We start from the raw sequence: 14,438 nt of genomic DNA on the forward strand, positions 1-14,438 counted from the left end.
GAACTACAGGGTCCGCACCCCGACCTGTTCCCACGCCTTCTGCACGGCCTGGAGCTCGTCCCCGGCGCCGTACCGCTCCCGCGCCGCCTTGACCGTCAGCGTGGCGAAGTCGGCGAACAGCGCGTCCTGCTTCAGCTCGCCGCCGGTGAGCACGTCGTACCAGATCTGCCCGGCCTTCTCCCAGGCCTGCCCGCCGATGGCCGTGGCGACCAGGTAGAAGGCGTGGTTGGGGATGCCGGAGTTGATGTGCACGCCGCCGTTGTCGCGGCCGGTGCGGACGTAGTGGTCCATGGTCGCCGGCTGCGGGTCCTTGCCGAGGTTCGGGTCGTCGTACGCCGTGCCCGGGGCCTTCATCGAGCGCAGCGCGGTGCCGTGGACGTGCGGGGCGAGCAGGCCCGCGCCGATCAGCCAGTCGGCCTCGGCGGCGGTCTGGCCGAGGGTGTACTGCTTGATCAGCGAGCCGAAGACATCCGAGACCGACTCGTTCAGCGCGCCGGACTGCCCGAAGTAGTCCAGGTTCGCGGTGTGCTGGGTGACGCCGTGGGTCAGCTCGTGGCCGATGACGTCCACCGGGATGGTGAAGTCGAGGAAGATCTCGCCGTCGCCGTCGCCGAACACCATCTGCTCGCCGTTCCAGAAGGCGTTGTCGTAGTGCTGGTCGTAGTGGACGGTGGCGTCCAGTGGCAGCCCGTTGTCGTCGATGGAGTGCCGGCCGTACGCCTTCAGGTACAGCTCGAAGGTGGCGCCGAGGCCCGCGTAGGCGCGGTTGACGGTGGCGTCCGAGACCGGGCCGGAGCCCTCCGCGCGTACCTGGGTGCCGGGCAGGTCCTGGGTGTGGTGGGCGTCGTAGATCGTGCGGTGCGGCTGGTCGGCGGCGGCGCCCTGGGGCGCGGCGACGGAGGGCGCGCCGATGACCGTGGTCAGGCGGCGCTTGGTGCGCTGGTAGGCGTCGTGTTCCAGGGACCGGCGGGCCGGGCCGGAGAGGGCCGGGTCCTCGTGCCGGGCGAGCTCGTCGAGGACGTGCGGCGGCACGATCGTGCAGAAGACGGGCTGGAAGCCCCCGTTGGTCGTCATGCCTCGCACCATTGCACTCTGTGACACCCCTGTCACTAGAGGCCACCATGATTGGTGAAATACCGGGACAGGAACGCGACGCTCCGTGACGGTGTGCTAGGGCGATGTGGTGCTGCGCACTTTTTGTCCTTTTTGTGGCGGCGGTCCCGCATACTGATACGCGTCCCCCCGGTCCGGGGCGGCTCGGCTAGGCTGCGACGCATCATGCGTTTCGGGCTGCTTCTTCTTAGCTGCCGCGGCGAGGGCCTGTAGACACAAGGCCGACTCCCTCCCCGCGGAGCTCTGGCGTTGCCTCGTCGGCCGTCCACCCGGACATCCGGATACCAGCACATCCGGACACCCTGAGGAGCCCACGCACCATGGCCAACCGCCAGCAGCCCAGTTCCATGCCGATCCACAAGTACGGCCGCTACGAACAGGTGGACATCCCGGACCGCACCTGGCCCGACCGGCGGATCACCGCAGCCCCCCGCTGGCTCTCCACCGACCTGCGCGACGGCAACCAGGCCCTGATCGACCCCATGTCGCCCGAGCGCAAGCGCCGGATGTTCGACCAGCTGGTCAAGATGGGCTACAAGGAGATCGAGGTCGGCTTCCCCGCCTCCGGCCAGACCGACTTCGACTTCGTGCGCTCGATCATCGAGGAAGAGGGCGCGATCCCGGACGACGTCACGATCTCCGTGCTGACCCAGGCCCGCGAGGACCTGATCGAGCGGACCGTGGAGTCCCTGAAGGGCGCCAAGCGGGCCACCGTCCACCTGTACAACGCCACCGCCCCGGTCTTCCGCCGGGTCGTCTTCCGCGGCTCCAAGGACGACATCAAGCAGATCGCCGTCGACGGCACCCGCCTGGTGATGGAGTACGCCGAGAAGCTGCTGGGCCCCGAGACCGAGTTCGGCTACCAGTACAGCCCCGAGATCTTCACCGACACCGAGCTGGACTTCGCGCTGGAGGTCTGCGAGGCGGTCATGGACGTCTGGCAGCCCGGCCCGGACCGCGAGATCATCCTCAACCTGCCCGCCACGGTGGAGCGTTCGACCCCGTCCACGCACGCGGACCGCTTCGAGTGGATGCACCGCAATCTGACCCGCCGCGAGTACGTCTGCCTGTCCGTCCACCCGCACAACGACCGCGGTACGGCCGTGGCGGCGGCCGAGCTGGCGCTGATGGCCGGCGCCGACCGCGTCGAGGGCTGCCTGTTCGGGCAGGGCGAGCGCACCGGCAACGTCGACCTGGTCACCCTGGGCATGAACCTGTTCTCCCAGGGCGTCGACCCGCAGATCGACTTCTCCGACATCGACGAGATCCGTCGTACGTGGGAGTACTGCAACCAGATGGAGGTCCACCCGCGCCACCCGTACGTGGGCGACCTGGTCTACACGTCCTTCTCCGGCTCCCACCAGGACGCCATCAAGAAGGGCTTCGACGCCATGGAGGCCGAGGCCAAGGCCAAGGGCGTCACCGTCGACGACATCGAGTGGGCGGTGCCGTACCTGCCGATCGACCCCAAGGACGTCGGCCGCTCCTACGAGGCCGTCATCCGCGTCAACTCGCAGTCCGGCAAGGGCGGCATCTCCTACGTCCTGAAGAACGACCACAAGCTGGACCTGCCGCGCCGGATGCAGATCGAGTTCTCCAAGCTCATCCAGGCGAAGACGGACGCCGAGGGCGGCGAGATCACGCCGAAGGAGATCTGGGCGGTCTTCCAGGACGAGTACCTGCCGAACCCGGACAACCCCTGGGGCCGCATCCAGGTCAAGACCGGCCAGTCGACCACCGACACCGACGGCGTGGACACCCTGACCGTCGAGGCGACCGTCGACGGCGAGGACACCGTCCTGACCGGCTCCGGCAACGGTCCGATCTCGGCCTTCTTCGACGCCCTGCAGTCCATCGGCATCGACGTACGCCTGCTGGACTACCAGGAGCACACGATGAGCGAGGGCGCCTCCGCGCAGGCCGCCTCCTACATCGAGTGCGCGATCGACGGCAAGGTCCTGTGGGGGATCGGCATCGACGCGAACACGACGCGTGCGTCGCTGAAGGCGGTCGTCTCGGCCGTCAACCGAGCCGCCCGCTGACCCCTCTGACCGGGAGTTTCGGGACCCCGGCCGCCGTATACAGCGGCCGGGGCCCCGGCTGTTCTCGGCCACAGGGCCGGCCAGGTCACAGAAAGGTCTCCTACGGGGTACTGACTCAGCCTCGGTGATGTGGCTAACATCACGCCAGCGCCGCGATGTTGCGGCGTCGTTACGGAGGTGCGACGTGCTGCCAGTACGGGGACGAGACGGCCGTGCCGCCAGGGCTGCGCACTTCCTGCGCATCCGCACCGCGTGGACACCCGTGGGGGACGGCGAGTTCTACTGCCCCGGCTGCGGAGGCGACCGCAACTACCAGCGGCTCACCGGCCGCCGCAGGCTCAGCCTGCTCGGCGTCCCCCTGCTGCCGCGCGGCACCGCGGGCCCGGTCGTGGAGTGCGCCGCCTGCGGCCACCACTACGGCACCGACGTCCTCGACCACCCCACCACCCGCCGCTTCTCCGCGATGCTCCGCGACGCCGTGCACACCGTCGCCCTCGCCGTGCTCGCCGCGGGCGGCACCTCCTCCCGTACGGCCCTGGAGACGGCCGCCGGCGCCGTACGCGCGGCCGGCTTCGACGGCTGCACCGAGGAACAGCTGGCCGCCCTGGTCGACGCCCTCGCCGCCGACACCGGCCGGGTCCTCGGCGCCGAGACCGGCACCAGCCTGACCATAGAGCTGCACGAGGCACTGGACCCGCTCGCCCCGCACCTCGCCCCGGCCGGCCGCGAGTCCCTCCTCCTCCAGGCCGCCCGCATCGCCCTCGCCGACGGCCCCTACACCCCCGCCGAACACGACGCCCTCACGACGGTGGGCGCGGCCCTGACGATCTGCGCCGACGACGTGACCCGGCTGCTGGCGGCGGCACGCACGCCGTCCTGACCCGCCCGCCCGTCGCTCCCCGTACTCCCCGGGGAGTAACGGCACCCGGAGACCGCCCTCGGCAGTACCCGCGAAGTCGCTCCCGCGTCCGACGTTTCCCGCCCCCTTCGCCGGGAGTCTGGAAGCCGTATCCAGACATCCACTGCGGAGGGAGGCCCGGTTTTCATGGGGGCTGCCAAGACACGGAGGACCAGGACGCTGCCCTGGCTGGTGGTCGGGCTGTGGGCGGTGGTGCTGGCCGTCGCCGGACCGTTCGCCGCAAGGCTGGGCGAGGTCCAGCACGACCGGGCCACCGACTATCTGCCGGCGTCCGCCGACTCCACCCGGGCCGCGCAGCTGCAGGACCGGCTGCCCGGCGGCGAGACCACCGAGCTGGTCCTCGTCTACCACCGGGCGACCGGCCTCACCGCCGCCGACCGGACCACGGCACGGACCCAGGTCACCGAGATCGGCCGGCGGCACCAGCTGACCGGGGGCAGCCCGCACGGCATCCCGTCGGCCGACGGCACCACCCTCATGTACCCCGTCACCAGCAACGAGCCCGGCACGGACGAGAAGAAGCGGAACACCTTCGTCGACGACATCCGCCAAGTGGCCCATGACCAGGGCGGGTTGAGTGTGCGGGTCGGCGGCCCGGCCGCCCTCGCCACCGACGCCTCCGGCGTGTACGCCTCGCTCGGCGGCCCCCTGCTCTACACCACCGTCGGCGTCGTCGCGATCCTGCTCGTCCTCATCTACCGCAGCCCCCTGCTGTGGCTGGTCCCGCTCGTCGCCGCCGGCGTCGGCGACTTCCTCGCCCGCGCCGCCGCCTACGGCCTCCACCAGGCCTTCGGCACCACCGTCTCCGGCCAGAGCGCCGGCATCATGACCATCCTCGTCTTCGGCGCCGGCACCGACTACGCCCTGCTCCTCGTCTCCCGCTACCGCGAGGAGCTACGGCGCCACGAGCGCCCGTACGACGCGATGCGCGCCGCCCTGCGCGGCTGCGGGCCCGCCGTCCTCGCCTCCTCCGGCACGGTCGCCGCAGGCCTGCTCTGCCTGCTCGCCGCCGACCTCAACTCCAGCCGGGGCATGGGCCCGCTCGGCACGGTCGGCGTGCTGTGCGCGCTCGCCGCGATGCTCACCCTGCTCCCCGCCGTCCTCGTCCTGCTCGGCCGCCGCGTCTTCTGGCCGCTCGTCCCGGCGTACGGCAGCGAGCCCAAGGCCCGCCGGTCCCTGTTCGCGGCGATGGGCTCCTCCGCCGGGCGCCGCCCGCTGACCGTCCTCGCCTCCGGCGCCGTCCTGCTCGGCGCGCTCGCGCTGGGCACCCTGAACCTGCCCGGCGCGATCAAGCAGCTGGACACCTTCGTGCACCGGCCCGAGTCCGTGACCGCCATGGAGACCGTGGCCAGGGCCTACCCGGAGCGGTCCGCGCAGCCCATCGAGGTCCTCACCCCGGCCGGCCGGGCCGACGCCACGCTCGCCGCGGTCAGGGGCACCCGGGGAGTGGCCGACGCCCGCGCGGGCCGTACCGGCGGCGGCTGGACCGAGATCACGGTGACCGCGTCCGCGCCGCCCCAGTCCGCCGCCGAGACCGCCACCATCGAGGCGCTCCGGCACCGGCTGCCCGGCTCCCACGTCGGCGGCCCCAGCGCCCAGCAGCTCGACCTGAAGGACACCAGCGCCCGCGACCGCCTGGTGGTCGTCCCGATCGTCCTCGTCTGCGTGCTGCTGATCCTGATCGCCCTGCTGCGCTCCCTCGTCGCCCCGCTGCTCCTGGTGGCCGCCGTGGTCGCCGTGTGGGGCGCCGCCCTCGGCCTGGGCGGGCTCGCCTTCGGCCCGCTGTTCGGCTTCCGCGGCACCGATCCCGGCCTCGGCCTGCTGTCCTTCGTCTTCCTGGTCGCCCTCGGCGTCGACTACGGCATCTTCCTGATGCACCGGATGCGGGAGGAGTCGGTCGCCCTCGCGGAGAAGGAGCACAGCGCCGAACCGGCGGCGGCCGCGCTGATCGCCCTGCGCACCACCGGCGGGGTCATCGCCTCCGCCGGGCTGGTGCTCGCGGCCACCTTCGCGGTGCTGACGAACATGGGCCTGGTGCCGCTGGTCGAGCTGGGCTTCGTCATCGCCGTCGGCGTCCTGCTGGACACCTTCCTCGTCCGCACCTACCTGGTGACCAGTGCGAGCGTCGCCCTCGGGCGCAGGGTGTGGTGGCCGGGCCGGCTGTCCCGCCCGGCGCCGGACGCCGACCGCACGCCGGAGCCCGTGAGCGCATAGCGGAAGATGAACCCCGTGCAGGCAACCATCACCGCGTCCCGGGCCGGCCGGACCCTGGCATCCCTGGATCCCCTGCGGCAGGACGCCCTCCTGGCCGCCGCACTCGCCGCGCTAGCCTCGGGCATCGCCGTCACCGTCGGCAGCGGCCGGCACCCGGACGCGCTCGGCTGGGCCCTGCTGCTGGGCCTGCACGTGCCGCTGGTGTGGCGCCGGAGGGCCCCGCTCATCGTGCTCGCGGTCATGATCACGATGATCGCGACCTACCACCAACAGGAGTACAACCACTCGGCACCGACGGCCGCCTCGATGGTCGTCCTGTACACCGTGGCGGTGACCAGCAGCGCCCGGCGCACGGCCGTCGTCGGCGGCAGCATCATCCTGCTGATGCTGCTGCTGAAGATCGGCGACGGCATGGCCGGGCTCACGGTGAGCTTCCAGATCACCGGCTGGATCGTCTCCATGCTGATCCTCGGCGGCTACATCCGCGTCCACCGGGAGAACGCCGCCGCGGCAGTGGAACGCGCCGAACGCGCCGAGCGCACCCGCGAGGAGGAGGCCCGCCGCCGGGTCGCCGAGGAACGCCTGCGCATCGCCCGCGACCTGCACGACCTGCTCGCCCACAGCATCACCCTCATCGGCGTGCAGACCTCGGTGGCCGCGCACGTCCTGGAGGCCGACCCCGAGCGCCTGGACCGCACGGCCGTCGCGCGGGCCCTCGACGACATCGCCGAGACCTGCCGCACGGCCCGCGGCGAACTCCGTACGACCCTGGAGGTGCTGCGCGCCCCCGGCACCCCGGACGCCCGCGGCCCCCTGCCCGGCCTCGCGGGCCTCGCCGAGCTGGCGAAGTCGGCGGGGGCCGAGGCGGAGCTGACCGTGCGGGCCGACACGGTCCCGCCCGCCGTCGGCGCCGCCGCCTACCGGATCGTGCAGGAAGCGCTCACCAACGCGGTGCGGCACGGCGGCCGGGCCGGGCTGACCGTGCGGGTGGCCGTGCACGAGGCGGAGGACGGCCTGCGCGTCCGGGTCACCGACGACGGTGTGGGCGCTCCCGATGCCGGCCCGCCCGGCTTCGGGCTGGTCGGCATGCGTGAGCGGGCCCGCAGCGTCGGCGGCACGGTCGAGGCCGGACCGCGCGCCGACGGACCGGGCTTCGAGGTGAGCGCCGTACTGCCGCTGGGGGAGAAACCGGGAGAGAGAGCGGAGGCCAAGGCGTGATCAGAGTCCTGCTCGCCGACGACCAGACCCTGGTGCGGGCCGCGTTCGCGATGCTCGTGGAGTCGGCGCCGGACATGGAGGTCGTCGGGCAGGCCGGCACCGGCCGCGAGGCCGTCGACCTGGCCCGCGCCGAGTGCGCCGACATCGTCCTGATGGACATCCGCATGCCCGGCCTGGACGGCATCGAGGCGACCCGGCTGATCGCCGCCGACGAGGACCTCGCCGGGGTCAGGGTGCTGGTGCTCACCACCTACGACACCGACGAGCACGTGGTGGAGGCGCTGCGGGCCGGTGCCTCCGGCTTCCTGGTGAAGGACACCCGGCCGGCCGACCTCCTCGACGCGATCCGCACGGTCGCGGCGGGCGAGGCACTGCTCTCCCCGGGGCCCACGGCACGCCTGATCGAGCGGTTTCTGCGCAGCCCCTCGGCGCCGGTGACGGGCGGCCCCGAGTGCCTCTCGGACCGCGAGCGCGAGGTCCTGACACTGGTCGCGCGCGGCCTCAACAACGCCGAGATCGCCGAGGTGTTGGGCCTGAGCCCGCTCACCGCCAAGACCCACGTCAGCCGGATCATGGGCAAGCTCGGTGCCCGGGACCGCGCCCAGCTGGTGATCGTCGGCTACGAGTCGGGACTGGTGATTCCGGGGACCATGGGCGGGTGACCCCGAAGAGCCGCCCCCTGCTCACCGCCCTCGCGCTCCTCACCGCCTGCCTCTCCACAGCGGCCTCCGCCCAGGCGACCCCGACGACCGGCGGGACGGCCCCCGCCCTCGCGGCTCCCGGCCTCGTGGCTCGCGCCCTCGTGGCTCCCGGCCTCGTGGCTCCCGGCCTCGCGGCCCCCGCCCCCGCGAGCCCCGGTCGGTCGGCAGGTGCTCGGATGGCCTCCGCGCGTACTGCCCGCTCTCAGGAGGACCCCGCTCGTGCCCACCTCGGGCAAGCGGGCACCGGCCCAGTCGGCCGTGCCCACGCCGCGTCCGTGTCGGCGCGGGCGATCCCCCGCTGCATGTCGTCGGTGCCGTACGTCTCAGGCCGGGGCGGTTACGCCACGTACCGCATCCCCGCGGTCGTCAGGACCCGGCTCGGCACCGTCCTCGCCTTTGCCGAGGGCCGGCGCCACGGCGCCGCGGACACCGGTGACATCGACGTCGTACTGCGCCGCTCCACCGACGGCGGCTGCACCTGGGGCCCGCTGACCGTCGTGGCCGCCGGAGACGGGGACACCCGGGGCAACCCGGCGCCGGTCGTGGACCCGCGCACCGGCGCCGTCGTCCTGGTGACCTGCGCCAACGGCGGCAAGGCGACCGAGGACCAGATCCGGCGCGGTGCGGGGGACCGCCGGGTGTTCGTGCAGCGCAGCGGGGACGACGGCCGGCACTTCACACCCCCGGCGGACATCACCGCCCAGGTGAAGCGGCCCGGCTGGCGCTGGTACGCCACCGGCCCCGGCCACGCCATCGCCCTCACCCGGGGCCCGCATGCCGGCCGTCTGCTGGTCCCCGCCAACCACTCGGTAGCCGCGCCCGCCGGTTCCCCCGGCCCCGCGTCCCGCTACGACGGCGGCCACGCCCTGTACAGCGACGACGGTGGCCACACCTGGCACCTCGGCTTCGTGACCGGGCCCCACGGCGGCGTGACCAACGTCAACGAGACGACCGCCGCCCAACTCCCGGACGGACGGCTCTACTTCAACGCCCGCGACCAGTACGGCACCGCCCCCGGCAACCGCCTCGACACCTACTCCTCCGACGGCGGCACCACCCTCGACCGCCCCTACACCGTCCAGCCCACCCTGAACGCCGTCCCGGTCGTCCAGGGCAGCCTCCTCCAACTCGGCGGCCGTAAAGTCCCGTTGCTGTTTTCGGCCCCCTCGGTGCCCACGGCCCGCCGCGCCCTGGCGCTCTGGTCCAGCAGGGACTCCGGCCGCACCTTCACCAGAGAGCGCACCCTCTCGAACCACCCCGCCGCCTACTCGGACCTGGTCCAGCTGGGCCCCGGCACGGTCGGCGTCCTGTACGAGACGGGCAACAAGCGGGCGTACGACACCGTGGAATTCCGCAGACTGACCTTGCCAGGGAGCTAGAGCAGCCCGGCTGCCGCCAGAACCTTCCCCACCCTCTCCACCTCCTCCCCCGACAACGGCACCTGCGGCTCCGCCGTGACCCCGCACTCGATGACCCCCCGCAGATGCAGCGCGGCCTTGAACGCGCCCAGGGCCGACGAACTGCCCCCCATCCGTGCCGGATCCCCGACCGTGACCATCCCGAACAGCGCGCACAACCGCTCCTGCTCCACCCGCGCCCCCTCCCAGTCACCGGCCCGGCACATCCGGTACAGCCGGACGTACCCGTGCGGGTCGACGTTGGCCAGCCCCGGCACCGCCCCGTCGGCGCCCAGCGCCAGCGCGGAGTCCACGATCAGCTCCGAGCCGGTCAGCACGCTGAACCCGGGATGCGCGCGGGCGCCGGTGACGATCTCGCGGAAGGCGGCCAGGTCCCCGCTGGAGTCCTTGATCCCGGCCAGCACCTCGTCGGCGGCCAGCCCCAGCACCACGTCGGCGGGGAGCTTGGTGTGCACGGCGACGGGAATGTCGTAGGCGATGACCGGCACCGGAGACGCGGCGGCGATCCGGCGGTAGTGGTGGACGATCTCGGAGCGGTGGGTGCGGGCGTAGAAGGGCGCGGTGACGACCACAGCCTCCGCTCCGGCCGCCGTCACCGCCCTGACGTGGTCGAGCACGCGCGGCGTGGTCATGTCGATGGCGCCGGCGAGGACCGGCAGTTGGCCGCCCACATGGGCGACGACCGCCTCCACCACCTGCCCGCGCTGCCGGTCGGTGAGGAACGCGGCCTCGGAGGTGGACCCGAGCAGGAACAGCCCGTGCACCCCGCCGTCCACGAGATGGTCGACCAGCCTGAGCAGCGAGGGCACGTCCACCTCGCGCTCCGGCGTCAGGGGCGTGCAGACGGGCGGGACGACACCGGTGAGCGGGGTGGGGAAGGGCATGTCAGGGCTCCTGGCGTGCTGGGGCTGCTGGGTCTCGGGTCGATTCGTCCTCCTGGACAGGATGGTGGCACCGGTAGCGGTGTCCGGGCCGTGACGCGGCCGAGAAGTCCGGCATGAACTCGGCGCACACCCCGTCGGCCTTCCAGCAGCGGGTGCGGAACGGGCAGCCGCTCGGCGGCCGGGTCGCCGAGGGCACCGGACCGGTCAGCGGGATCGGGTCGATGGGCTCCAGCAGACCGGGCGTGGCCGAGAACAGGGCGCGGGTGTACGGGTGCCGGGCCGCGTCGGTGACCCGGTCGGCCGGGGTCTCCTCCACGATCCGGCCCAGGTACATGGTGATCACCCGGTCGCTCATCCGCCGTACCGTCTGGATGTCGTGCGACACGAACACCAGCGCCAGACCGAGGCGCTCCTTGAGGTCCAGCAGCAGGTTGAGGATCTGCGCGCGGACCGACACGTCCAGCGCGCTGGTCGGTTCGTCGGCGACGACCAGCACCGGGTCCAGGGCGAGCGCGCGGGCGATGGCGACGCGCTGCCGCTGCCCGCCGGAGAGCTGCCCGGGCAGCGCGTCGGCGAGGGCCCGGGGGAGCCCGACCAGGGCCATCAACTCCCTCACCCGGTCCTCCCGTTCGGCCCGCGTGCCGCGCTGATGCACATCCAGCGGGTCGCGCAGGATCCGCCGTACGGTCAGCCGCCGGTTGAGCGCGGTCGACGGGTCCTGGAAGACCATCCCGACGCCCGCGCCGACCAGGGTCCGGCGCTCGGCGGCCGGCATCGTCCACAGGTCACGGCCCTGGAACGCCACCGACCCGGCGACCGGCCGCTGGACGCCCACCAGCACCCGCGCCAGCGTCGACTTCCCGCACCCCGACTCGCCGACCACGCCCACCGTTTCCCCGGCGCCCACGGTGAGATCGGCGCCGGTCAGGGCGTACACCCGGTCGCGGTGGAACACCCCGCCGCTGCGGGCCCTGTGCACGACATGGGCGTCCCGGACCTCGACGACGGCGTTCACCGGAGAGCCTCCTCCAGGGGTACGGCCGGATGATGGCAGGCGGCCGTGTGCGTGGCCGTACCGGCGAGGACGGGCGCCCGGGCGTGGCACACCTCGCTCGCCAGCGGGCAGCGGTCGGCGAAGCGGCAGCCCGCGGGGAAGTCGGCCGGGGCCGGTACGACCCCCTTGATCTGCGTCATCCGTTCCTCGGCCGACTCCAGCGACAGCACGCTGCCCAGCAGGCCGCGCGTGTAGTGGTGGGCCGGCGCCGCCACCAGGTCGGCGGTCACCCCGCTCTCCACGATCTGCCCGCCGTACATCACCACCACCCGGTCGGTGACGTCGGCGACCAGCGCCAGGTCGTGCGAGACCAGGATCAGCGCGAACCCCAGCTCCTCGCGCAGCCGCAGCAGCAGCTCCATCACCTGGGCCTGCACGGTGACGTCCAGGGCGGTCGTCGGCTCGTCGGCGACGATCAGCCGTGGTTCGCGGGACAGCGCCATGGCGATGAGCACGCGCTGCCGCTGGCCGCCGGACAGCTCGTGCGGATAGCTGCGCAGGGTGCGCTCGGGGTCCAGCCCGACCAGCTCCAGCAGCTCCCGCGGGCTTCGGCGGCCCCCGCGCCGCACGAGCTGCCCCAGCTGGGCACGGATGGTCATCGCCGGGTTCAGCGAGGACAGGGCGTCCTGGTAGACCATCGCCATCTCGTGCCCGAGCAGCCGCCGCCTGGCCCGCATCGGCTCGGCCAGCAGGTCCCGCTGCCGGAACCGCACCTGGCCGCCGACGCCCGCGTCCCTCGGCTGGAGCCCCATGATCGTGAGCGCGGTCAGCGACTTCCCGCACCCCGACTCGCCCACCAGGCCGAGTACCTCACCCGGGTACACCTCGAAGCCGACCCCGGCGACGACGTCCACGCCCCGGTGCCGGTCCGGGAAGCCGATGGTCAGGTTCTCCACGGCGAGCACCGGCTGCCCGCCCGGCGCGGGACGCGGGCGGGCCCGGGACCGCAGCCGGCGGGCGGCCTCGGCCAGACCGGGCAGCGGGAGCACCTCACCGGGCTCCGCCTGCTCCGACTGCGCTGCCGCCGCCTCCACTTCGCGCGCGGCCGGTGCCGCCCACGCGTCGGACACGCCCTCGGAGAGGATGTTCAGCGACAGCACGGTCAGCAGGATCAGCAGCCCGGGGAAGACGGTCGCCCACCAGCCGCCGGTCAGCACCATGTTCTTGCCGTCGGCGATGACACTGCCCCAGGACGGGTCCGGCGGCCGCACCCCGGCCCCGATGAAGGACAGCGACGCCTCGAACACGATCGCCTCGGCGACCTGCACCGTGCAGAACACCAGCACAGGGGCGGCGCAGTTGACGGCCACGTGCCGCACCACGATGTGGGGCGTACGGGCGCCGATCACCCGTTCCGCCGTGACGTAGTCCTCGCCGTACTGATCGAGGACGTTGGCCCGTACGACCCGGGCGACGGGCGGCGTGAACAGGAAGGCGATGGCACAGATCAGCACGCCGATCCCGCCGCCGAAGACCGCGACCAGGACGGCCGCGAGGGCGATCCCCGGGAACGCCATCACCACGTCCAGGCAGCGCATCAGCGTCTCGTCGACCGCCTTGCGGGAGGTGGCGGCCACCGCCCCGACGACGGCTCCCACGACCAGCGCGAGCGCCGTCGCCCCCAGTCCGATCGCCAGCGACCACCGGGCGCCGTACATCAGCCGGCTCAGGATGTCCCGGCCGAGGCTGTCCTGCCCGAGCCAGTGCGCGGCGGACGGATGCCCGCTGCCGCCGGCCGGCTCCTGTTGGTCGAGCGGATCGTCGGGGGCGAGGAGCGGGGCGAGTACGGCGGCGAGGACGACGAGGACCAGGAAGCAGACGGCGACCCTCGACAGCGTCGGCAGCCGGCGCCGGCCGCGCAGCCGGACGCCGCCGGGCCGGGAGAGCCGCTCGGCAAGACGCGCGCGCGTGACCATCAGCCCGCCCTCAGTCGTGGGTTGACCAGCAGATACAGAAGGTCGATGACGAGGTTGACGACGACGAACCCGGTGGCGGTGGTCAGGACGACCCCCTGGACGACGGCCGGGTCCCCGTTCTGCACGGCGTCGATCATCAGCTTGCCCATGCCGGGCAGCGAGAAGATGGTCTCGATGACGACGGCACCGCCGAGGAGGTAGCCGACCCGCAGTCCGAGCACGGTCAGCGGATTGACCAGGGCGTTCCTGAGGACGTTCCGCCCGACGACGACGCGGGGCGGCAGCCCGCTCCCGACGGCCGTACGGACGTAGTCCTTGTCCAGCTCCTCCACCACCGAGGTGCGCACGATCCTCGTCAGCTGGGCGGCCACCGGCAGCGAGAGGGCGAAGGCGGGCAGCGCCATGGTCCGCAGCCAGCCGGTGACCGAGTCGGCCGGGTTGATGTAGCCGCCGGTCGGGAACCAGCCCCGGTCCACCGCCAGGTACTGGATCATCAGCAGTGCCAGCCAGAAGCCGGGGGCGGCCACCCCGACGAGCGAGACGACCCGGATCACCTGGTCCGGGATCCGGTCCCGGTACACGGCCGCCGTGACGCCCCCCGCCAGCGCAAGCACCACCGCGATGGCGAGGCCGAGGAAGGTCAGCTGGAGGGTGAGCGGCAGCGCGGTGGTGACCTGGTCGGCCACCGGGGCCCGGGTCAGGGCGCTGGTGCCGAGGTCGCCGTGGAGCAGATCGCCGACGAAGCGGACGTACCGGACGGGGAGCGGATCGAGCAGGCCGTTGTGTTCGCGGAAGTCGTGCAGCTGCTGCGGGGTCGGGTTGGCGCCCTGGAAGAACGCCGACGCCGGGTCGACGTCCGAGAACCGCATCACCAGGAACACGAACAGCACGATCCCGAGCATCAGCGGCACGAGCAGCGCGACACGGCGGAGCAGGATCCGTACGACGGCCGTCATGCC

General features: G+C 72.9%; 11 protein-coding genes. 6 read left to right on the forward strand and 5 right to left on the reverse strand.

Annotated elements, in window-relative coordinates; genetic code table 11:
* Positions 1–3 precede the first annotated feature (3 nt).
* Positions 4–1,074 (reverse strand): M4 family metallopeptidase, encoded by a 1,071-nt coding sequence (locus FB563_RS22000; RefSeq protein WP_055704371.1) that lies wholly within the window; start codon positions 1,072–1,074, stop codon positions 4–6.
* Positions 1,075–1,433: 359 nt separating this feature from the next.
* Between FB563_RS22000 and leuA the strand changes: the two genes are divergently transcribed.
* The 6 genes from leuA (at position 1,434) to FB563_RS22035 (ending at position 9,586) form a co-directional block, all read left to right on the forward strand.
* Positions 1,434–3,155: a 2-isopropylmalate synthase gene (gene leuA, locus FB563_RS22010; RefSeq protein WP_055704370.1), complete on the forward strand. Its 1,722-nt coding sequence runs from the start codon at positions 1,434–1,436 to the stop codon at positions 3,153–3,155.
* Between the two features lie 184 nt (positions 3,156–3,339).
* Entirely contained in the window at positions 3,340–4,035 is a 696-nt protein-coding gene (locus FB563_RS22015; protein ID WP_142218849.1) for a TerB family tellurite resistance protein, read from the forward strand.
* Between the two features lie 165 nt (positions 4,036–4,200).
* On the forward strand, positions 4,201–6,288 hold the full coding sequence (locus FB563_RS22020; RefSeq protein ID WP_107100552.1) for an MMPL family transporter: 2,088 nt from the start codon (positions 4,201–4,203) through the stop codon (positions 6,286–6,288).
* 6 nt (positions 6,289–6,294) lie between these two features.
* Positions 6,295–7,506: a sensor histidine kinase gene (locus FB563_RS22025; RefSeq protein ID WP_079048628.1), complete on the forward strand. Its 1,212-nt coding sequence runs from the start codon at positions 6,295–6,297 to the stop codon at positions 7,504–7,506.
* Entirely contained in the window at positions 7,503–8,168 is a 666-nt protein-coding gene (locus FB563_RS22030; protein WP_079048629.1) for a response regulator, read from the forward strand. Before FB563_RS22025 ends, FB563_RS22030 begins: the two co-directional genes overlap by 4 nt.
* Before the next feature lie 215 nt (positions 8,169–8,383).
* Positions 8,384–9,586: a sialidase family protein gene (locus FB563_RS22035; protein WP_055704946.1), complete on the forward strand. Its 1,203-nt coding sequence runs from the start codon at positions 8,384–8,386 to the stop codon at positions 9,584–9,586.
* Here FB563_RS22035 and FB563_RS22040 read toward each other — a convergent pair.
* From FB563_RS22040 to FB563_RS22055, 4 genes are read right to left on the reverse strand one after another with little or no spacing between them, the layout of a single operon-like run.
* Complete coding sequence (locus tag FB563_RS22040) at positions 9,583–10,509, reverse strand: dihydrodipicolinate synthase family protein (protein WP_055704947.1); 927 nt, start codon at positions 10,507–10,509, stop codon at positions 9,583–9,585. The two genes, FB563_RS22035 and FB563_RS22040, sit on opposite strands and share 4 nt — an antisense overlap.
* Position 10,510: 1 nt before the next feature.
* Positions 10,511–11,524, reverse strand: a complete 1,014-nt coding sequence (locus FB563_RS22045) for an oligopeptide/dipeptide ABC transporter ATP-binding protein (protein WP_055704948.1) — start codon at positions 11,522–11,524, stop codon at positions 10,511–10,513.
* Positions 11,521–13,479, reverse strand: coding sequence for a dipeptide/oligopeptide/nickel ABC transporter permease/ATP-binding protein (locus FB563_RS22050; protein WP_055704949.1), 1,959 nt, complete (start codon positions 13,477–13,479; stop codon positions 11,521–11,523). Before FB563_RS22050 ends, FB563_RS22045 begins: the two co-directional genes overlap by 4 nt.
* Complete coding sequence (locus FB563_RS22055; RefSeq protein WP_055704950.1) at positions 13,479–14,435, reverse strand: ABC transporter permease; 957 nt, start codon at positions 14,433–14,435, stop codon at positions 13,479–13,481. The genes FB563_RS22050 and FB563_RS22055 overlap by 1 nt, the downstream gene beginning before the upstream one ends.
* Positions 14,436–14,438: the final 3 nt, after the last annotated feature.

Source organism: Streptomyces puniciscabiei, from assembly GCF_006715785.1.
Lineage (GTDB): Bacteria > Actinomycetota > Actinomycetes > Streptomycetales > Streptomycetaceae > Streptomyces > Streptomyces puniciscabiei.